This is a genomic window from Limosilactobacillus galli, assembly GCF_947381495.1.
GTDB classification, from domain to species: Bacteria; Bacillota; Bacilli; order Lactobacillales; family Lactobacillaceae; genus Limosilactobacillus; species Limosilactobacillus galli.
Map to the genome: position 1 here is coordinate 18,009 of NZ_CANCWK010000008.1, position 18,608 is coordinate 36,616.

Below are 18,608 nucleotides of genomic sequence, written 5' to 3' on the forward strand. Positions count from 1 at the left end.
TAAAAATAAAACCCGGATAACAAACAATTATCCGGGGTCATTAACAATATTTAAAAACACTACTAGCGTTCCTAGTATATTAAATTTCTTCTCCCATCCAGACTTTAACTGTCGGTACCAGACTCACACTGGTTCAACCGCTAATCATAATGATCAGCGGGTCACGGACTCCAAGATTAACTTGTTACCGTCGGTTGGGAATTTCACCCTGCCCCGAAGAAATATATTCGATTTATTTTAAGAATACTATCTAACTTATCATTTGTAAAGGACTTCACTTAACCATTTTCAGCCAGCGGTGCGTCAACGCCCACTGTAACAGCCAGATCAGGCCAGCACAAACCAGCGTCAAAGCCATCGTTAGCAGGGTTCCCCAGAGGATTGGAACGACCTGCTGGTTTTGCAGGCCATCGAAGAGCAGCTGACCGAGCCCCCCGGCATTGATCGTGGCGGCAATCGTGGTCATCGCCATCGTCGACGCCAGGGCCACCTGGATGCCGCTGAAGATCGCCGGCAGGGCCAGGGGCAGCTGAACCTTGGTGAAGGTCTGCCACCGGGTCATTCCCATCCCGTGCGCCACCTCGACCAGGGCCGGGTCCACCCCCTGGATTCCGGTAATGAAGGACCGCAAGAGGATGTACTCACAGTAAACCGTCAAGACGATCACCGCCGTCCGCATTCCCAGTCCGGAGAAGGGCAGCAGGAGAGCGAAGAAGGCAAAGCTGGGGATCGAGTACAGTAAGGAGAAAAAGTAGACTAGGCCGTTCAGCCAGTTCCGGCGGCGCAGAAAGACCAGGACTAGCACCATCGCCACCAGCAAAGCAATCAACAGTGATAACAAGACCATCTGGGCGTGCTGGCCGACCTCCTGCAGCATCTCGGTGGAATTCATCTGCCAATACTCAATCATGGGCCCGCCCCCATAACTGCTCATTCTGCTGGACGGTTCCCAGCAGTTCCTTGACGAAAGCCGTTGCCGGGTGGGTGACCACTTCCTCAGGGGTCGCAAACTGTTCGATCTGGCCGTCATGCATCACCATCACCCGCTGGCCAAGGAAGAGGGCCTCGTTGATGTCGTGGGTGACAAAGAGGAAGGTCTTATTAGCCAGACTATCGTGGATCCGCTTAATCTCCCGCTGCAGCTCCAGCCGGGTCAGGGCATCCAGCGCCCCAAACGGTTCATCAAACAGGACATAGGGCGGGTTGGTCGCCAGGGCCCGGGCCACGCCGACCCGCTGCTGCTGACCGCCCGACAGCTGGCTGGGGTAACGGTCCGCAAAGCTATCTGGGTCGAGCTGGACCAGTTGGAGGAGCTCTGTTACACGTGAAACAATCTTCTCATGCGGCCAATTCAGCATCTTCGGAACCACCCCGATATTTTGGGCAATCGTCATGTGCGGGAAGAGGCCGATCTGCTGAACCACATAGCCGATGTGCCGGCGCAGGTTAACCAGGTCTTGGTCAGCCAGCTTCTTGCCCCCGATCAGGATCTCCCCGGCACTCGGTTTCAGGAGCCCGTTGACCATCTTAAGGAGGGTCGTCTTCCCGCTCCCCGAGGAACCAAGGATGGTGACAAACTCTCCCTCCTGGACGGTGAAGGAGAGGTCCGGGATGACCAAGTTGTCACCGAAGCTTTTTTGGACGTACTTAAATTGAATACTTGTTTTGGTCATTGCGTTGTACCTTCCTAATCAAAAAATCAAAACCGAGCATTGATAACAGCGAAAGCAGGGCCACACTAACCCCACCGATCACGACGTAGGACATATCGTACAGGCCCAGGCCGGTGAAGATCAACGTCCCCAGGCCGCCGGCGCCGATGTAGGTAGCCAAGGTTGCACTGGCGATAATTTCGACCAGGGCCAGCTTGATTCCGTTCAGGATATAGGGCATCGCCAGCGGAACCTCGATCTGCCGCCGCAGCTGTCGCCGGTCCATTCCCAACGCCAGCCCCACCTCCTTGTAGGTAGGGCTGACCTCGTTAAAACCGAGGATGGTGTTGATCATCAACGGTGGCAAGGCCAGGACTACCAGGGCGATCAGGGCTGGCACCACCCCGGTCCCGATAAATGGGATCAACAGGAATAACAGGGCCAGGCTGGGGATGATCCGCAGTACCTGGGCGAAGGCGGTGCAAAAACTGGCCACCGCCTTAACCCGGGAGCCAAGGTAGCCCAGTGGCAAGGCGATCACCATCGCAATGGCCAGCGCGCTGATGCTCAGCAGGATGTGCTGGCCGACATATTGCCAGTACTGGCCGCTGTCTGTTTGAAAATAATGAATAATCTGTGCTAACAAGGGTTGCCTCCTGATACAAATAAAGCTGTGACCTGTTTATCACAGCTTCCTGACAATTTACTTCATGTTCTTATTATACCAATTCTGGGCGACGGTCCGATAATTTTGCCCGTCGACACCGACTTCCTTGTTCAGCTGGGTCACGGTCTTGGTGGTCAGCTTGGCATCAACCTTGTTCAGCGTCTTCTCCATCTTCGGGTAACGCTTGACGGCCTGCTTGTTAGCCAGCGGAACCAGGTTGTATGGCGGCCAGATGTTCTTGTTATCCTTGACCAGTTGGAACTTGCTGGTGGCCAGCTGACCGTCTGTCGTGGAGACTGGAGCGGCATCGGCCTTGCCCTGCGCCATGATCTTGTAGAGCAGGTTAGCATCGTAGTCCTTGATCGACTTGAAGTTGAACTTGCCATAGGCCTTGTTCATGGCCGGCAGTGCATCCGGCCGCTTTTCAAACTCCCCCTGGGAGGCAAAGCGGATCTTGCCCGCCTGCTTCTGGAGGTCGCTCAAATCTTTAATGTGGTACTTTTTAGCCACGCTGGTCCGAATGCCGACCCCCTGCCGGTTATCATCGGGAGCGTAGTTAAAGGTGGTCAGGCCATCCTTGGCGACCCCTTTGTGGGCCAGGCTGGCCATCTGGGCAGCGGACTTGCCCTGACCATTCTTCTTCAGGTAGGCCGTCACAATCGTCCCCGTATATTCAGGGTAGACATCTACCTGGCCAGTCTTCACAGCCCGGTAGACCACTGAATTAGAAATATTCTGCTTCCGGATCACCTTATAGCCGGCGTGCTCAAGGGCGATGGCGTAGATCTCGCTGACCGTCTTGCTCTCCGGAACACTCTTGGAACCAACAATGATCGGTTTATTGCTGGCAGCACTGGCGGTTGCCGGCGCTACGGCCCCCATCAATAGGGTCACGATTGCTAACAGGGCCGCCGCTACTATTTTCTTAAATTGCATGTCGATATCGCTCCCTTTGTAACTTATTAAGTTTCATCGACACTCATTATAAATTCTCAATTAACGTTTGTCAACTGATTCATTGTTGATATTTGTAACTTAATAAATTACAATAATAGCAGAAGGAGTGATTAAGATTGAAGATTTCAACCCGATTCAGTGATAGCATTCATATCCTTGCTTTCATCAATATCTATCACGGCAAGGTTCCCCTAACTAGTAACAATATTGCTTCCAGCATCGGGACATCCCCAGTGGTGGTCCGGCGCCTGATGAGTCAGTTGCGGAAGGCAGGGTTACTCAATACCGTCCACGGGGCCGCCGAGCCGTCCCTGGCTAAGGACCCAACTGCCATCTCACTGTACGACGTGTTCCTCGCGGTTGAGGACAACCCCCACCTCTTTACAATCGACCACAAGACCAATCCAGAATGCATTGTCGGCGGCAACATCCAGGAAACCCTCACCGAGGCCTACCACCAGGCCGAGGTAGCGGCAGAAGCTAAACTAGCCCGGACCAGCCTCCAGGACATCATCGACACCATCCTGGTTAAGCAGGCCCAAAAAGAAGCTCAACAGAGAAAGGAAGATTAACTTATGAAGTACATGATCACTGGCGCCACCGGCCACCTCGGCCAAAAGGTGGTGGTCCAGCTCAGTAAACTAACCGCTAAGCAAAACATTCGTCTGGGCGTTCACACCCCGGCCAAGGCCGCCCACTTTAAGGACAAAGGCTACGAGATCGCGGTGATCGACTACCAAGACGTTGCCAAGATGACGGCCGCCTTCACGGGCGCGGACGTCCTCATCTACATCCCCAGTCTGACTTACGACGTCCAAGGCCGGATCAACGAGTTTGAAAACTCTCTGACGGCCATGGAGCAGGCCGGAGTCAAGAACCTGGTCGACGTCAGCTTCATTGCCGACCAGTACAACAACCCCTTCCAGATGGCCGGCTACTACGCCTACCTCCCTGCCCGGCTCGCCTCATCAGGCCTTCAGTACGCGGTCCTCAAAAACGCCCTCTACGCCGACCCGCTGATCCCCTACCTGCCCGAGCTGATCGAACGGCAGAACGTCATCTACCCGATCGGTGACCAGGCGATGAGCTTCATCAGCCGGCAGGACAGCGCCGAGGCCATCGCCAACGTGGCCGTCAAGCCCTACCTCCGTGACCATGGGCAGAACTACCTGCTCTCCATGGAGCAAAACTACAACATGGTAGAGCTGGCGCATCTGATGACCCAGACAACCGGTAAGCAAATCGGCTACGCACCGGTGACCATCCAGAAGTTCGCCGACATCTACCGGGCTGAGAGTAACGGGGACGAGCTCGCCTCTATGTACCACGCCGCAGCCATGGGCTTGATGGACGGCGTCACCCGCGACTTCCGCCACATCACCGGCCACGCTCCGCAGAATATGGAAAGCTTCCTTAAGGAAAACTATCAACATTAATAACACTCAACTCAAAAGGCGCCGTACGATCAGCCAGACCGTACGACGCTTTATTTTGAATAAAACCTGCGTGAACCAAAAAACGGGAACCCTCCGCAACGATGGTCTCCCGTTTTGCTTATTTTTAGAACCAGCTGCGCAGCCAGTTGACGAACTTGTCCCACCAGGATATCGCCTTCTGCTGGGCCGCCTGACCGTCAGCCGAGTTGAGGAACTTCTTGGCCTTGTTCATGATGTCCCCAGAGGAGTTCTTAACGTTCTTGATCGTGTCGCTGACGTGGGAACTGTAGTCCTTGCTGGAACTGATCGGTGAGTTGTTAAACTGCACCAGGGCGTTGACGATCGGCCCGGTATAGTTCTTGGTCTGATTATAGATGTTGCGCTCCTGCAGGTTCTGGTTAAACGTGTTCTGGATCTCCGTCTTAGTCGGCGTCTCACCCTGCTTCTTCTGCTGGTTGATCGACTTAGTGGTATCACCGACCGCCGCCATCAGCTTACCAGAATAGGAGCTGTCGTCCTTGTTGGCCTCGATTGCCCCATTGGTGGCGTCCAGCATCTGGTTGGCAGACTGGGTGTTCTGACTGTCGAGATCGACCCCGTCGGCCGCAATGGCCTTGTAGACCCCGGTTAGGGCCGACTCACCAGAAACCGGCCGGTTAGCGCTGACGGTGATCGTCACGTCGGTTACCCCGGCCATCTGGGCAACCATCGCGTACTGTTGTGCGGTGACCTTGGTGATGTTGTTGTCACCGTTGAACTTCTTGACGTTGACCTGAACCCCAGAACTCGGGTCGGTTGGAACAATCGAAACTGAGCTGACCATGGCCGCATTGGTGGTCGAGCCGTTCGGGTTGATGTACTTCTGATAGTCACTAGCCGTTGCCGTCAGATTTGTGAAATCATCCCCGACTGCCAGGACCTGGTTCAGTTCATCCTTGTCCGTTGCTCCGGCCCCGTAGACCACGTAGGACTTCTTCAGGGTGTGGGTTTGGTTCTGACTGGCTGAGCTGGCACTGCTAGCAGAAGTGCTGGTAACTTGGTCATCAGCATGCACCACGGCCTGACTGACCGGTACCGCTAACAGCGTTAATGTTAAGGCAGAAGCCGTCAGGATTTTGGCTAATTTTGCAGATTTCATCTTTATTTTCTCCGTTCCTTAGTTTCTCACCTATCATAGGTGAACCGGTCATAAATTACCAGCCTTCTGGTAAATTTTTAGAACAGTTTTACGAAACAAAAAAGATCCTCGCCGCTCTGGCGCGAACCTTCTTTAATCACTTAGCGTAGAAGTGTTGCCACTCCTTGTTAACATTTTGACGAGTCGTCTTTGTTCCGGCCCACGATGGCACCTTGACGACCCCATCGATCTTGTTCTTCGGCACGAAGCCCCAGTAACGACCATCATTAGAAACGCTCCGGTGGTCCCCCAGGACGAAGTATTCGCCCTTTGGTACCTTCGTGGCCCCATTGTTCTTCAGCCAGCTGTTTTGAACGGAGATACTCTTCAGGTTCCAGTTCCCGGTTCCTGCATCCCGTTGACTCATGCTGATGTAGCTCTGGTTAATCTTCTTGCCGTTAACGTAGATGTTACCATTCTTGGAACGGACCGTGTCCCCCGGCAGACCAATTACCCGCTTAACGTAGTCGGTCTTAACGGCGACCTGCGGATCAACCCCGTTGGCATCAAAGATCACGACGCTCCCGTGGTGGATCTGGGACCGCTTCAGGCAGAAGACCCGCTCGTTATTCTGCAGGTTGGGCTGCATCGAAGGCCCGTCGACCCGGACAACTTGGAACAAAAACTGTTTAATCAGCAGGGCGATCAACAGTCCGATCACAATCGGGATCACCCAGCTCATCACTTGCCGAAATGTTTTCATATCTTACGCCTCATTCATCACTATTTTTCAATCTCATCAATATAATCATGGGCAATCTTACTGTCAGAAGCATATGGCGTGTTCACACCCTTAATCTTCTGGTAAGGATCTTCGCCCTTCCCGGCCAGGACCACGATGTCGCCATCCGTACTCCCATCAATCGCCTGCTTGATCGCGCTGGCCCGGTCCATGATAAACTGGACCGTCCCGACCTGCTCGTGGTCGATGTAGGAGTCAATCTCCTTGGCGATCTTCATTGGGTCCTCAAAGCCAGGGTCGTCAGTCGTCAGGATGATCCGCTCCGGGTGTTCCTCCGTCAGGCCCTTGCCCAGTCCGGGCCGCCGGGAAATTCCCTTATCACCGGCTGACCCCAGCACAACCGTCACCTTACCGGCATTGGTCTGCCGTTTCAGGAAGGCCAATAGCCGCTTGGTGCTGGCATAGTTGTGGGCATAGTCAACATAGATTGTCCCGTGGTGCTTCGTCGTCAGCATTTCCATCCGGCCCCGGATATGAACATGGTTAAGCGTTGCCGCAGCATCTTCTGCCTTGGCCCCTGCCAGGCCGCTGGCAATCACGGCCGCCACCGCATTACCCTCATTGTAGTCGCCGGGTACACTGGTTGTATAGCGGTGATCCAGCCCAAGGTGACGGGCCCGGTCGGACAGGGCCGCCAGTTCAAACTCGCTCTCATGCAGGTCCTCAAGGTCATTGCGGTACTCGAAGTCCAGTTGCCGGTCGTCTGGCAGGTCAACCTTAGCTCCGTGCCGGGCAAACAGGTAGATATTCTCCGGCTGCGTGGTTGCCTTGGCCGTGTAATAAACATCTGTGAAGTGCTGGGTCTCAGCATTGATCACGCACGTATCGGCATTAACCAACAGTTGTTCCTTGCAGTGCAGGTAATCCGCAAAAGTTGGGTGCTCATTGCGGCCGATATGGTCGGGGGTGATGTTTAAGAAGATCCCAACATCATAATGCAGGCCATAAACCCGATGCTTCTTGTACGCCTGGGAGGAGACCTCCATTACCAGGTGGGTCATCCCATTATTAACGGCGGCTCGCATGTCGTGGAAGAGGTCCAGCGACTCCGGAGTCGTCAGGTCCGACTTAAACTTGTCGCCCGGCTGGTTGCCCAAAACCCGGTCCAGGGTCGAGAACAGGGCCACGTGATCATCGGTTGCCCGCTTGAGGATGTGGTCGGCAAAGTAGGCCGTCGTGGTCTTCCCCTTCGTCCCCGTGATGGCAATGATGAACAGGTCGTTCTGTGGGAAGCCATAGAAGGCCGCGCCCAGCAGGGCCATGGCCTTCTGCTCGTCCTTGACGATAATTGCCGGCAGGCCCTGTCCTTCCGGATACTCCTGTTCGGCAACGTAAGCAATCGCGCCCTTCTCATTGGCCATCGCCAAGTACTTCGGCATGAAGTTCCCCTTGCAGAAGAACAGTGTCCCCTGTTCGACCCGCCGTGAATCATAGGATACAGCGGTTGCGGTAAAATCGGTTAAATTGCTGACGTGATCCAGTAAATGGTGCTCACGCAATAACGCTAGCATTGGCGTAACATGCAATTCCATTTGTAATTGACCCCTCTTATTTTTCTCTCTTAAAAGTCTATTATTTCATTTTTTAGGCTAAATGTGAATATATGGCAGTCAATCGTCACGAAATTAACATAAATAAAAGCTAGCTCACGGTATTTTATGAGCTAGCTTGAATAATTATTTAGTTTTGGCATTTTATTTAATTTTATATCCGAACCTAGTGACCAATCAATTTGAAGCCCATTGGTATCACAAACCTTTCGTCTTCCTCGAGGTCTACAATCTTTAGCTTACTGCCCGAATCATCTTCGTCATGGTACTCATCTCACAATTAAGAAACCTTAGTGACTTACCTCAACACAATTGCCCATTGGTATCACTCCGTTCTCTCAATTCCAAGCAACGGCAACGTTAACTTACTGCTCGAATCATCCTTATCATTGGAGTCACCTCACTAGGTATTACCTTTTCTACACTTATAGTATAGCATTTCTTGTTAGCGCTTTCAACTATTACAAAAAGAAATCACCCACCGTAGTAAATGAGTGATTTGATTGACCTATGCTTCGGCAGCAGCAGGCTGCTTAGCGCGGTCGATGCCGGACTCATCCGGCTTGAACTTGTCGATGAAGTACAGCTTGTACCAAACGAGGAAGGTGTAGACTGTCCAGATCTTCCGCCGGCCATCGATCTTGCCGGCAAAGTTATCGTCAGCCAGCTTCAACAGCTTATCCTGGTCAAAGAATTCACTGACAAAGTCCTGTTCGAACATTTCACGAACGATCTCGTAGTACTTCTTCTCCCGCAGCCATTCACGAACTGGGGTTGGGAAACCAAGCTTTGGACGGGTGGCCCATTCTTCTGGCAGGTGCCGGTTGGCCGCCATCCGGAATGCCCACTTGGTCCCCTTGTAGTTGAAGAGGTAGTTGGTTGGCGTGGTTTCCGCCACCTTCATAACCTCCTTGTCCAGCAATGGAACCCGGATTTCAACCGAGTTGGCCATACTCATCTTGTCGGCCTTCAGGCAGATATCACCGGGCATGAAGCGGTGCAGGTCCACGTATTGCTTCTTGGCCACTTCGTTCATGTCCTTCTTCTCGTCACACTTGTCGTAGAGCGGCTTGAGGAGGTCGGTGATGGATGGGCCATCCTGGTAGTCCGGCTTCAGGTACTCGTTGGCTTCAGTTGGGCTGAAGATGTAGGCCTGCCCGATGAAAGTGTCGCGGGCCGGTGCCAGGTTCCGGTAAAGGTGTTCGGAACCGTGGAACTGCTTGCCTTCCAGCCACTTACCTAGCTTGTAGCGCTTTTCTTTCGGCAGCTTCTTCAGCTGGTCAGTGACCCACCGCAGGAACTTGATCTTGGTGTTGAAACCGTAGGCCGTGTAACCGGCGAAGAGTTCGTCGGCCCCTTCCCCAGACAGGAGGGCCTTGTAGCCGTTGTCCTTAGCCAACTTGTTCAGGAAGTAGAGCGGCACCACGGACGGGTTGGAGTCTGGTTCGTCCAGGTAGTACTGGATCAGCGGGAAGGTCTTGAAGGCTTCCTCATCCGTCAGCAGCTTATCGGTGTTCTTCAGCTTCAGCTTGGCGGCCAGTTCACGGGCCTGCTTGGTTTCATCATAACCACTGTCAAACCCGATTGAGAAGGTGTTGTTCGGCCGCATCAGTGCCGTTACCAGACTGGAGTCCACTCCGGCAGACAGGAAGGAGCCAACCTTGATTCCCTTATCTGCAAAGGTGTGGGCCTTAACGGAGTCCTTAACCACGTTGTCGATGTTGTCAACAGCCTGGTCAAAGGGCTCGTCCTTTGGTTCGAAGTCCTCGTCCCAGTACTGGGTCATCTCAAACTTCCCGTCCTTGTAGGTAAAGTAGTGGGCCTCTGGCAGGCGGTAAACGTCCTTGAAGAAGGTCTCCTGGGTGACGTTGTACTGGAAGGTCATGTAAGACTTGAGGGCCCGCTTGTTCAATTCCATCTTGAAGTTCGGGTGGTCCAAGAAGGCCTTGATTTCGGAACCGACAAAGAAGGTCCCGTTCATCTTAGCGTAGTAGAGGGGCTTGATCCCAAAGTGGTCCCGGGCACCAAACATTTCCTTCGTCTTCTTGTCCCAGATGACGAAACCGAACATCCCGCGGAGCTTGTTGACGATCTCCTTGCCCCACTGTTCGTAACCGTGCAGGATAACTTCCGTGTCGGCATGGGTCTTGAAGGTGTGCCCGTCCTCGATTAATTCTTCACGCAGTTCTTCGAAGTTGTAAATTTCACCATTGAATTCGATGGCTTTGGAACCATCTTCGTTAAAGATTGGCTGGTTACCGGACTTAACATCGACAAAGCTGAGTCGCCGGAAGCCAAGGGCGACATCATCATCCACGTATTGGCCCTCGGCATCGGGGCCCCGGTGAATGATCCGGTCTTTCATTTTTTTAATTAATTGGTCCTTAATTTGTGGTTTTTCATTATCAACAAATGCAACAATCCCACACATTCTAAAGTACCTCTTCTTTCCCTAGATTAATCCGCTGATCGCCCGGACGATTGCGGGTGACGATCAGTAAAAAAGTGCGTAATTAAACTTGAAACTAAATTATATCATATTCAGGCCAATACTTCTGTAATATTCCCTCGGTCCCGAAAAATGGTCCTCTCCCCTGGTTTAGCCCATTAACCAAAAAAGGGGCCGTAACAAAAGCGCCTTCTGTTACAGCCCCTAATATTTACGAGTTTCTTAAAAGCAACAGTTAAGCTATTCCAGACTCAGCAAAATCACTGTTCGTTCTTCTTGGAGAACTTCCCTTGCCGGACGTAAACACTCAGGATGGCGATATCCGCCGGGTTAACCCCGGAGATCCGGGAAGCCTGGGCCAGGGTCTCTGGCCGAATCTTCTCCAGCTTCTGCCGGCCTTCCGTTGCCAGGCCATCGATGTCCTCGTAGTCAATGTCAGATGGAATCCGCTTAGCTTCCATCCGCTTCATCCGTTCAACTTTGACCTCTTCCTTCTTGATATAGCCGGCATACTTGAGCTGAATTTCAACCTGCTCAATCACGTGCCGGTCCAGAGTCTCCTGGGGAGCCGGAATAAAGTTCAGCAGAGTCTGGTAGTCGAAGTATGGCCGCTTCAGCAGGTCGGCGGCAGCGACCGCGTCTTTCAGCTGGTTGTCACCATGCTGCTTAATGAAGGTATTGATCTTCTCATCGCTTGGCTTGAGCTTGATCAACTTCAGCCGCTTGATCTCGGCAGCTACCTTGGCCTTCTTGTCCTCCATCTTGGCCAGTCGTTCATCGCTGACCAGGCCGATCGCGTGGCCCTTCTCCATCAACCGGAAGTCAGCGTTGTCGTGACGGAGGATCAGCCGGTATTCAGCCCGACTCGTCAATAGCCGGTAAGGTTCCTTGGTCCCCTTGGTAACCAGGTCATCGATCATGACCCCGATATATGCATCCGAACGCTTGAGAACAAACGGCTTCTTGCCCTGGGCCCGCAGTCCGGCGTTGATCCCGGCGATCAGACCCTGGCCGGCCGCCTCTTCGTAACCGGAGGAACCGTTCGTCTGGCCCGCCGTGTAGAGGTTCTTGACAATCTTCGTCTCCAGGGTTGGGTGCAGCTGGTATGGGGCCACCACGTCATACTCGATGGCATAACCGGGCCGCATCAGTTCGGCATGTTCCAGCCCCTTGATGGAGTGGACGATCTTGTTTTGGATTTCCTCAGGCATGGAAGTGGAAACCCCGTCGAGGTAGTACTCATCGGTGTCCCGGCCCTCGGGTTCCAAAAAGACCTGGTGGCGGGACTTGTCAGCAAACCGGACGATCTTATCTTCAATTGATGGGCAGTAGCGGGGACCAACCCCCTTGATTACCCCGGAGAACATCGGGGCCCGGTTCAGGTTGGCCCGGATGATTCCGTGAGTCGTTGGGTTAGTGTAGGTCAGCCAGCAGGCTAGCTGGTCACTGACGGAGATGTACTGGCTGTCGGGCGTGTCGAAACTGAAGTGGTGCGGTTCTTCATCCCCGGACTGGATGTCGGTCTCATCGAAGTTAATGGTGTTCCCATTAACCCGCGGCGGCGTCCCGGTCTTGAACCGTTCCAGGTCAAAGCCGAGGTCCTCCAGGTTCTCCGACAGCTTGACCGCGGACTTGGAGTTGTTGGGGCCAGACTGGTACTGCAATTCACCGATAATGATCTTGCCCCGGGCGGCCGTTCCCACCGTCAGGACGACCGTCTTAGCGTGGTAACGGGCCCCGGTGTTGGTGATGACCCCCTTGCAGACGCCATCTTCAACGATCAGCTTGTCAACCGTGGCCTGGCGAAGGGTCAGGTTTGGTTCCCGTTCAATGGTCAATTTCATCTGCCGGTGGTAGGCGTGCTTGTCGGCCTGGGCCCGCAGTGCACGAACAGCCGGGCCTTTCCCGGTGTTGAGCATCCGCATCTGAACATAGGTCTTGTCGATATTATGGCCCATTTCACCACCGAGGGCATCGATCTCCCGGACCACGATTCCCTTGGCCGGGCCCCCGACAGACGGGTTACATGGCATAAAGGCCACCATTTCCAGGCTGATCGTTACCAACAGGGTTTTATTCCCCATCCGGGCAGCAGCTAAGGCAGCCTCACTTCCGGCATGACCGGCACCGACAACAATGACATCATAGTCGCCGCCCTCGTACTGAACGGCGTCCGAAGTTTTTAATGATTCTGCAGACTTCATAACTTTCCCTACTTTCCTAGGCAGAATTGACTAAACAGTTGATCGAGCAGCTCGTCTTGGTAGCTATCCCCGGTAATCTCACCGAGCAGGTCCCAGCACCGGGTCATGTCGATCTGAACCAGGTCGACCGGCATCCCGTCCGCGATCCCCTTTAAGACATCGTTTAAGGCATCGTTGGCCTGGTGGAGGAGGCCGATGTGGCGAGCATTAGTAACCATGACATTGTTCTGGCTGCTCTCGATTCCCTGATCAAAGAACATGTGGCTAATTTGCTGGCCGAGCTGGTCCATCCCCTCGTGTTTGACGATCGAGGTTTCAATCAAGGCATCGTCGCCCACCAGCTTCTTCAGGCGGTCCAGGTCCAGCTTGCTTGGCAGGTCGGTCTTGTTCAAGATGACGATCCGCTGCTTGTCCTTGGTTGCTGCCAGCAGCTTCTCGTCCTCGTCGGTCAGCGGTTCGGAATTATCGATCAGCAAGAGGACCAGGTCAGCCGCGTCCAGGGCCTTGCGACTCCGCTCCACCCCGATTTTCTCGACTGTGTCGGCGGTGTCGCGGATTCCCGCAGTATCGATCAGCTTCAACGGTACCCCATTGACGTTGACATACTCCTCGATCACGTCCCGGGTCGTCCCGGCCACGTTGGTCACGATTGCCTTGTCCTCGTGAAGCAGAGAGTTCAGCAGACTGGACTTGCCGACGTTCGGCCGGCCGATGATCGCGGTGGCTAGGCCTTCGCGCAGGACCTTCCCCTGCTTAGCCGTCTTGAGCAGGGCTTGGATCCGTTGTTGGATCTCCGTAGCCTTCTCCTTCAGCATCTTGGTCGTCATTTCCTCGACATCATCGTACTCAGGGTAGTCGATGTTGACCTCGACCTGGGCCAAAACATCCAGGATGTCCTTGCGCAGGTGCCGGATCAGGCGGGAAAGGTCCCCATCCAATTGGTTCAGGGCCACCTTCATCGACTTGTCCGTCTTAGCCCGAATCAGGTCCATCACTGCTTCGGACTGGGAGAGGTCAAGCCGGCCGTTCAGGAAGGCCCGCTTAGTGAACTCACCCGGTTCAGCCATCCGGGCCCCGTAGCTCAGTACCAATTGGAGGATCCGGTTGGTGGCGAGCAGGCCCCCGTGACAGTTGATTTCAACCACGTCTTCCCGGGTGTAGGTGTGTGGTGCCAGCATCACTGAAACCATCACCTCATCGACCTCTTGCTTGGTATCGGGATCAACAATGTGGCCATAGTTGATTGTGTGGCTGGCCACCTTGCTCAGGTCCTTGCCCTTGTAGATTCGCTGCGCCACCTTGAGGGCATCATCACCGCTGATCCGGATGATTGAGATACCACCCTCGCCAACCGGGGTTGAGATAGCCGCAATCGTATCTGCCTCACTGTTTGCCATTATCTGCACTCCTTTCTAATAAAAAAAGTGCCCAGTCCACGTCTGAAGGCATTTCTGCCATCACCATGGTCAAAGCACTTTCACTACTTTAACTGATTTAATTTAATAACCGACAATATTCTAAAATCATCAATGATAAATGTCAACCAAAGACTTTCCGCTTAGTTCTGCGGAGCCACCACTACGCTGCGGTAGGGTTCGCGGCCGTGCGAGTATGTCTTTACGTGGGGATTATCTTCCAATTCCTTATGCAGCTGCTTGCGTTCCCGGGCTGGCATCGGGTCGAGGAAGACTGCCTGGCCACTGGCGACCACCTCGGTCTCAGCATGCTGAGCCAGTTCATGCAAGGTCTGCCGCCGCCGTTCACGATAATTTGAGGTGTCGAGCATCACCACCGTCTTCGGGGCCCCATGATAGTTCATAAAGACGTTGCTCAGCTGCTCCAGTGCGTTAATTCGTTGACCGTGACGGCCAATCACCCGTCCTGGTTCCGGCGACTTGATGTCAACGGTGATCGCGTGAGCTTCAACCGCCGTGATCGTCGGTACCGTCCCGATCCCCAGGTTCTTGAAGATCTCCTGCAGGTATTCCACCAGCTGGTCACCGGCAGTCCGCACCTTCTTCAGGTTGGCAGCGTGCCGCGCCTTGATGACGGCCGGATCCAGGTCATCCCCCGCAGCGACAGCCGGTTTTGCCGGAGCTTGCGCGGCGGCTGATTTTACCGGCGCTGACGAGGCAGGCGTCTTAACCTCTTTCGCCGCCTTTGGCTTGTGGGCAGCAATTGGTTCGGCACTGATCTGGGCTGGTCGCCGGCCGATTCTTAAAAAGCCCCGACGCGGTTCCTGAAGAACCTTGATCGTCAGCTGGTCAACGGGAACCCCGAGGGCCGCACCCGCCGCCTGTTTGGCTTCTTCAATTGTTTTACCAGTATAGATTGGCATCTTAATTCATTCCTTTGCATCAAGTTCTTCTATATATTGTACCCTGTTCGTCAATGACGGGCGAACAAAAAAAGCCGGCCACCGCACTTGGTACCCAGCTTCAATTGATTAATTTACTTGCGGCGACTCTGGTAGGCACGGCGCTTGGCCTTCTCCAGCTTCCGCTTCTTGTGCCGTTCCTCGCGCTGCTTCTCTTCTCGTTCCCGACGAATCTTGAATGGGTTCTGGATCAGCAGGGTCTGAACCACCTGGAAGGCGTTAGAAACCACCCAGTACAGAGTGATGGCAGAGGAGAAGCCCAGGGCCATGAAGAATACCATGATCGGCATGAACCAGGTCATGGCGGTGGTCATCCCGTTCCGCTCCGGCATCGAGGCCATCGACAGCCACGAACTGATGAAGGTGAAGAGGGCGGCCAGAATCGGCATGACGTAGTACGGATCGGTGTGCCCCAATTGCATCCAGAGGAAGGTCCCCTGCTTCAGTTCCGGCGTCCGCCAGATAGCCTGGTACAGGGCCCACATGATTGGCAGCTGAATCAAGAGCGGCAGCATGGAGGCCATCGGGTTAACCCCGGCTTCCTTGTAGAGCTTCCGTGATTCTTCCTGCAATTTCATCATTGAGTCCCGGTCCCGCGACGAGTACTTCTTCTGCAGGGCCTTCAGCTTCGGCGTCAGTTCCTGCGTCTTCAGCATCGTCCTCGTCTGGTAGAACATCAGCGGCAGCAGCAGCACCCGGATGATCAGCGTGAAGACAATGATCCCCATTCCGTAACCGCCGATGTGGTTAGAAAGCCAGATGATAAACTGCGAGAAATTATAAACAATGTAGTGATCCCAAAAGCCGGTACTGTTCTTCGTAACCGGCGCATTGGAACAGGCTGCCAGCAGCAGGGTCAGACTCATTACCGCTGACAGGCTCAAGATCTTCTTTCGTTTCTTTATCAAAACGTGTTCCTCACTTTTCATTTAATAGGTCTGCCCGCTTTAAGGCGTGGACAAGGTTCTTTTTCACTTCAGGCATCTCCAGGCCGTCTGCAGCCGGACGGGCGATCACCAGGAAGTCAACGTCCGGCTTGAGTTGGGGCTTGACCTCTAGCAGGGTCTGGCGAATGCGGCGCTTGACCCAGTTCCGGTGAACGGCATTCCCAATCTTCTTACCGACAGAGATTCCCACGCGAAAATGCTTTTGGCCTGGCTTTTTCATCTGGTAAATGATGAATTTACGGTTGGCGACGGAATTATGGGTTTCAAAGACCCGTTGAAACTCACTTTCCTTTTTTACTCGGTATGATTTTCTCATTTGTATAATCCCTAGCCTTACATTTAGATATGAAAAAAGGGCCAGGCAAACGTCCGCTAACTAAACAAAGCGGCCTGCCCTGCCCTAACACAATAAAAAAAGCCACTATAAAAGTGGCCGTGTGGTTATGCAGATAATACTTTTCTGCCCTTTTGACGCCGACGTGCTAATACCTTACGGCCGTTACTGGTGCTCATGCGCTTACGGAAGCCATGGACACGTGCACGGTGACGCTTCTTTGGTTGAAACGTGCGCTTCATACAATTGCACCTCCTATTCAATTGAATGGGTTTGCTTTCTAGTCTAAAAAGACGTTCTCTTCAAACATACTTTGGAAGTATACCATACTTTTCGCAATTAATAAATGGCAAAAATTTATTTTAATTTTTTATTTATCCACAGAATGATAAAAAACTATGCACAGGCCTGTGCAACATATTTTGCTGTGGAAAACTATCCACCACAATATCTTGTAGTTATGCACAATTCACACCCTGTGACTAGAGTTATCCACAAGCAAGTGATTTGTTGTTCATAAGTGTTTGAAACGTTGGTATGATCGTATCTAGTTATCCACAATCACTGTGTATTCATCAATTTAGGACAGTACAGATCACAAAATCAACAACGCTTATCAAAAATACCACACAGTGTTGTGTAAAGAACTTTTCTGCTTATCCACCCTGTGGAAAACTTTTTAATCTAATGATAAAATACCGTTTGGAATTTTATATATTAGGAGGAATTATTTTGACTGAGCTCGATTCTCTGTGGGAAGCGATCCAAAATTCATTCCGTCAAAATACCACTAAGGTCACTTTTGACACCTTGATTGCTCCGGCAAAAGCAATTTCTCTCTCCCAAAACCAACTGACCGTTTTGACACCAACCCAGGTTCACCGGGACTTTTGGCGGCAAAACCTGGATGCCAAACTCAAAGAATATGCCCGCTTAGAACTGGGCCACGACATTGAGCCACGGTACGTTTTAGAGAGCGAGATTAAACCAACCCCCGATAATAACTCGGCGGCAAAACCGACTTTCGAGATGGATACCCCGCTTAATCCCCACTACAACTTCAGTACCTTCGTTGTTGGTGAAGGCAACAAAATGGCCCACGCTGCAGCATACGCGGTGGCCGAAAGCCCCGGCGGTCTGTACAACCCCCTCTTCATCTATGGAGGGGTGGGGCTTGGCAAGACCCACTTAATGGAGGCTATCGGGAACCACATGCTCCAGGCCAACCCTAAGGCCAAGGTCAAGTACATTACCAGCGAAGAATTTACGAATGATTTCATCAACTCCATCCAGAGCAATTCAATGGAGAAGTTTCGGGAGGAGTACCGGAACCTCGACCTGCTCCTGATCGATGACATCCAGTTTCTCGCTACTAAGGAAGGGACTCAGCTGGAGTTCTTCTATACTTTTAATGCTCTGCATGACCGAAAGAAACAGATCGTCATGACGTCCGACCGCATCCCCAACGAGATCCCCGAACTGCAGGATCGCCTGGTATCCCGCTTCCGCTGGGGCCTGCCGGTTGAAATCACTCCGCCGGACCTCGAAACGCGAATTGCCATTCTGCGGAGCAAAGTCGAAGAGGACCATATCCAGATCGGCAACGACACCCTGAACTATATTGCCGGTCAGATCGATACCAACATTCGTGAACTTGAAGGGGCCCTTAATCAGGTCCAGGCCTTTGCCAACCTCAGCGGGGAACCGATCACCCCTCACCTGGCCTCCCAAGCCTTGAAAGGATTACGGCAAAAGCAGCAGACCACTATCTCCATCGCCGAGATTCAAAAGCAGGTCGCCAGTTTCTACAATATTACCCAGAGTGACATCCTGGGAAAGAAGCGGGTCAAGCAGATCGTTGTTCCCCGTCAAATTGCCATGTACCTTTCCCGGGAACTGACCGACTTCTCCCTGCCGAAGATCGGCAACGAATTTGGCGGCAAGGATCACACGACGGTTCTTCACGCCATCGACAAAATCGAGGCGGCCCTCAAGAAGGACACCGATCTGCAGAAGGATATCAATAACTTGAAGGAGCGGCTCCACTCGTAGCCTGTGCACAACTGAAAAAGTTATCCGCATTTTTATCCACAGGTTATCAACAGCGATTTCAGCT

17 protein-coding genes and 1 riboswitch are annotated in these 18,608 nt (G+C 53.0%); of the genes, 3 read left to right on the forward strand and 14 right to left on the reverse strand.

Features of this window, described 5'->3' with window-relative positions; translation table 11 throughout:
* Nucleotides 1–81: 81 nt before the first annotated feature.
* Nucleotides 82–225, reverse strand: a riboswitch (FMN riboswitch).
* A gap of 49 nt (nucleotides 226–274) precedes the next feature.
* The 4 genes from QOS10_RS03075 to QOS10_RS03090 are packed head-to-tail and all read right to left on the reverse strand — an operon-like array spanning nucleotide 275 to nucleotide 3,255.
* Nucleotides 275–910 carry an ABC transporter permease gene (locus tag QOS10_RS03075; protein ID WP_283593648.1) on the reverse strand — a complete coding sequence of 212 codons (636 nt, stop codon included), beginning with the start codon at nucleotides 908–910 and terminating at the stop codon, nucleotides 275–277.
* Nucleotides 903–1,673, reverse strand: a complete 771-nt coding sequence (locus QOS10_RS03080) for an ABC transporter ATP-binding protein (protein ID WP_283593649.1) — start codon at nucleotides 1,671–1,673, stop codon at nucleotides 903–905. Before QOS10_RS03080 ends, QOS10_RS03075 begins: the two co-directional genes overlap by 8 nt.
* Nucleotides 1,648–2,298, reverse strand: a complete 651-nt coding sequence (locus QOS10_RS03085) for an ABC transporter permease (RefSeq protein WP_283593650.1) — start codon at nucleotides 2,296–2,298, stop codon at nucleotides 1,648–1,650. The genes QOS10_RS03080 and QOS10_RS03085 overlap by 26 nt, the downstream gene beginning before the upstream one ends.
* Nucleotides 2,299–2,355: 57 nt before the next feature.
* Nucleotides 2,356–3,255, reverse strand: coding sequence for a glycine betaine ABC transporter substrate-binding protein (locus tag QOS10_RS03090; protein ID WP_283593651.1), 900 nt, complete (start codon nucleotides 3,253–3,255; stop codon nucleotides 2,356–2,358).
* Between the two features lie 137 nt (nucleotides 3,256–3,392).
* On the opposite strand from QOS10_RS03090, the gene QOS10_RS03095 reads away from it, so the two are divergent.
* Both QOS10_RS03095 and QOS10_RS03100 read left to right on the forward strand, forming a co-directional pair.
* Nucleotides 3,393–3,848, forward strand: a complete 456-nt coding sequence (locus tag QOS10_RS03095) for an Rrf2 family transcriptional regulator (protein ID WP_283593653.1) — start codon at nucleotides 3,393–3,395, stop codon at nucleotides 3,846–3,848.
* Between the two features lie 3 nt (nucleotides 3,849–3,851).
* The gene (locus QOS10_RS03100) at nucleotides 3,852–4,712 is read left to right on the forward strand and encodes an NAD(P)H-binding protein (protein ID WP_283593654.1); all 861 of its coding nucleotides are present in this window, start codon (nucleotides 3,852–3,854) and stop codon (nucleotides 4,710–4,712) included.
* A gap of 124 nt (nucleotides 4,713–4,836) precedes the next feature.
* On the opposite strand, the gene QOS10_RS03105 is transcribed toward QOS10_RS03100, so the two are convergent.
* The 10 genes from QOS10_RS03105 to rpmH form a co-directional block, all read right to left on the reverse strand.
* Nucleotides 4,837–5,850: a DUF1002 domain-containing protein gene (locus tag QOS10_RS03105; protein WP_283593655.1), complete on the reverse strand. Its 1,014-nt coding sequence runs from the start codon at nucleotides 5,848–5,850 to the stop codon at nucleotides 4,837–4,839.
* Nucleotides 5,851–5,986: 136 nt separating this feature from the next.
* Nucleotides 5,987–6,592 carry a signal peptidase I gene (gene lepB / locus QOS10_RS03110; protein WP_283593656.1) on the reverse strand — a complete coding sequence of 202 codons (606 nt, stop codon included), beginning with the start codon at nucleotides 6,590–6,592 and terminating at the stop codon, nucleotides 5,987–5,989.
* Between the two features lie 20 nt (nucleotides 6,593–6,612).
* Nucleotides 6,613–8,163 (reverse strand): UDP-N-acetylmuramoyl-L-alanyl-D-glutamate--2,6-diaminopimelate ligase, encoded by a 1,551-nt coding sequence (locus QOS10_RS03115; RefSeq protein ID WP_283593657.1) that lies wholly within the window; start codon nucleotides 8,161–8,163, stop codon nucleotides 6,613–6,615.
* 526 nt (nucleotides 8,164–8,689) lie between these two features.
* Nucleotides 8,690–10,612, reverse strand: a complete 1,923-nt coding sequence (asnB, locus tag QOS10_RS03120; RefSeq protein ID WP_283593658.1) for an asparagine synthase (glutamine-hydrolyzing) — start codon at nucleotides 10,610–10,612, stop codon at nucleotides 8,690–8,692.
* A 278-nt stretch (nucleotides 10,613–10,890) separates the two neighbouring features.
* Nucleotides 10,891–12,834: a tRNA uridine-5-carboxymethylaminomethyl(34) synthesis enzyme MnmG gene (gene mnmG / locus QOS10_RS03125; protein ID WP_283593659.1), complete on the reverse strand. Its 1,944-nt coding sequence runs from the start codon at nucleotides 12,832–12,834 to the stop codon at nucleotides 10,891–10,893.
* 8 nt (nucleotides 12,835–12,842) lie between these two features.
* Complete coding sequence (gene mnmE / locus QOS10_RS03130) at nucleotides 12,843–14,231, reverse strand: tRNA uridine-5-carboxymethylaminomethyl(34) synthesis GTPase MnmE (RefSeq protein WP_283593660.1); 1,389 nt, start codon at nucleotides 14,229–14,231, stop codon at nucleotides 12,843–12,845.
* A 161-nt stretch (nucleotides 14,232–14,392) separates the two neighbouring features.
* A complete protein-coding gene (gene jag, locus QOS10_RS03135; RefSeq protein WP_283593661.1) occupies nucleotides 14,393–15,172 on the reverse strand; it encodes an RNA-binding cell elongation regulator Jag/EloR in 780 nt (259 codons plus the stop codon).
* Between the two features lie 113 nt (nucleotides 15,173–15,285).
* A complete protein-coding gene (yidC, locus tag QOS10_RS03140) occupies nucleotides 15,286–16,119 on the reverse strand; it encodes a membrane protein insertase YidC (RefSeq protein ID WP_283593662.1) in 834 nt (277 codons plus the stop codon).
* A gap of 10 nt (nucleotides 16,120–16,129) precedes the next feature.
* On the reverse strand, nucleotides 16,130–16,474 hold the full coding sequence (gene rnpA / locus QOS10_RS03145; RefSeq protein WP_283593663.1) for a ribonuclease P protein component: 345 nt from the start codon (nucleotides 16,472–16,474) through the stop codon (nucleotides 16,130–16,132).
* A 125-nt stretch (nucleotides 16,475–16,599) separates the two neighbouring features.
* Nucleotides 16,600–16,734, reverse strand: a complete 135-nt coding sequence (gene rpmH, locus QOS10_RS03150; protein ID WP_003665227.1) for a 50S ribosomal protein L34 — start codon at nucleotides 16,732–16,734, stop codon at nucleotides 16,600–16,602.
* 490 nt (nucleotides 16,735–17,224) lie between these two features.
* On the opposite strand from rpmH, the gene dnaA reads away from it, so the two are divergent.
* Nucleotides 17,225–18,544: a chromosomal replication initiator protein DnaA gene (dnaA, locus tag QOS10_RS03155; protein ID WP_283593664.1), complete on the forward strand. Its 1,320-nt coding sequence runs from the start codon at nucleotides 17,225–17,227 to the stop codon at nucleotides 18,542–18,544.
* Nucleotides 18,545–18,608: the final 64 nt, after the last annotated feature.

Coding starts and splice junctions, on each gene's coding strand:
- QOS10_RS03075 (WP_283593648.1), bottom strand. CDS start 910: ATGATTGAGTATTGGCAGATGAATTCCACCGAGATGCTGCAGGAGGTC.
- QOS10_RS03080 (WP_283593649.1), bottom strand. CDS start 1,673: ATGACCAAAACAAGTATTCAATTTAAGTACGTCCAAAAAAGCTTCGGT.
- QOS10_RS03090 (WP_283593651.1), bottom strand. CDS start 3,255: ATGCAATTTAAGAAAATAGTAGCGGCGGCCCTGTTAGCAATCGTGACC.
- QOS10_RS03100 (WP_283593654.1), top strand. CDS start 3,852: ATGAAGTACATGATCACTGGCGCCACCGGCCACCTCGGCCAAAAGGTG.
- QOS10_RS03105 (WP_283593655.1), bottom strand. CDS start 5,850: ATGAAATCTGCAAAATTAGCCAAAATCCTGACGGCTTCTGCCTTAACA.
- lepB (WP_283593656.1), bottom strand. CDS start 6,592: ATGAAAACATTTCGGCAAGTGATGAGCTGGGTGATCCCGATTGTGATC.
- QOS10_RS03115 (WP_283593657.1), bottom strand. CDS start 8,163: ATGGAATTGCATGTTACGCCAATGCTAGCGTTATTGCGTGAGCACCAT.
- asnB (WP_283593658.1), bottom strand. CDS start 10,612: ATGTGTGGGATTGTTGCATTTGTTGATAATGAAAAACCACAAATTAAG.
- mnmG (WP_283593659.1), bottom strand. CDS start 12,834: ATGAAGTCTGCAGAATCATTAAAAACTTCGGACGCCGTTCAGTACGAG.
- mnmE (WP_283593660.1), bottom strand. CDS start 14,231: ATGGCAAACAGTGAGGCAGATACGATTGCGGCTATCTCAACCCCGGTT.
- jag (WP_283593661.1), bottom strand. CDS start 15,172: ATGCCAATCTATACTGGTAAAACAATTGAAGAAGCCAAACAGGCGGCG.
- rnpA (WP_283593663.1), bottom strand. CDS start 16,474: ATGAGAAAATCATACCGAGTAAAAAAGGAAAGTGAGTTTCAACGGGTC.
- rpmH (WP_003665227.1), bottom strand. CDS start 16,734: ATGAAGCGCACGTTTCAACCAAAGAAGCGTCACCGTGCACGTGTCCAT.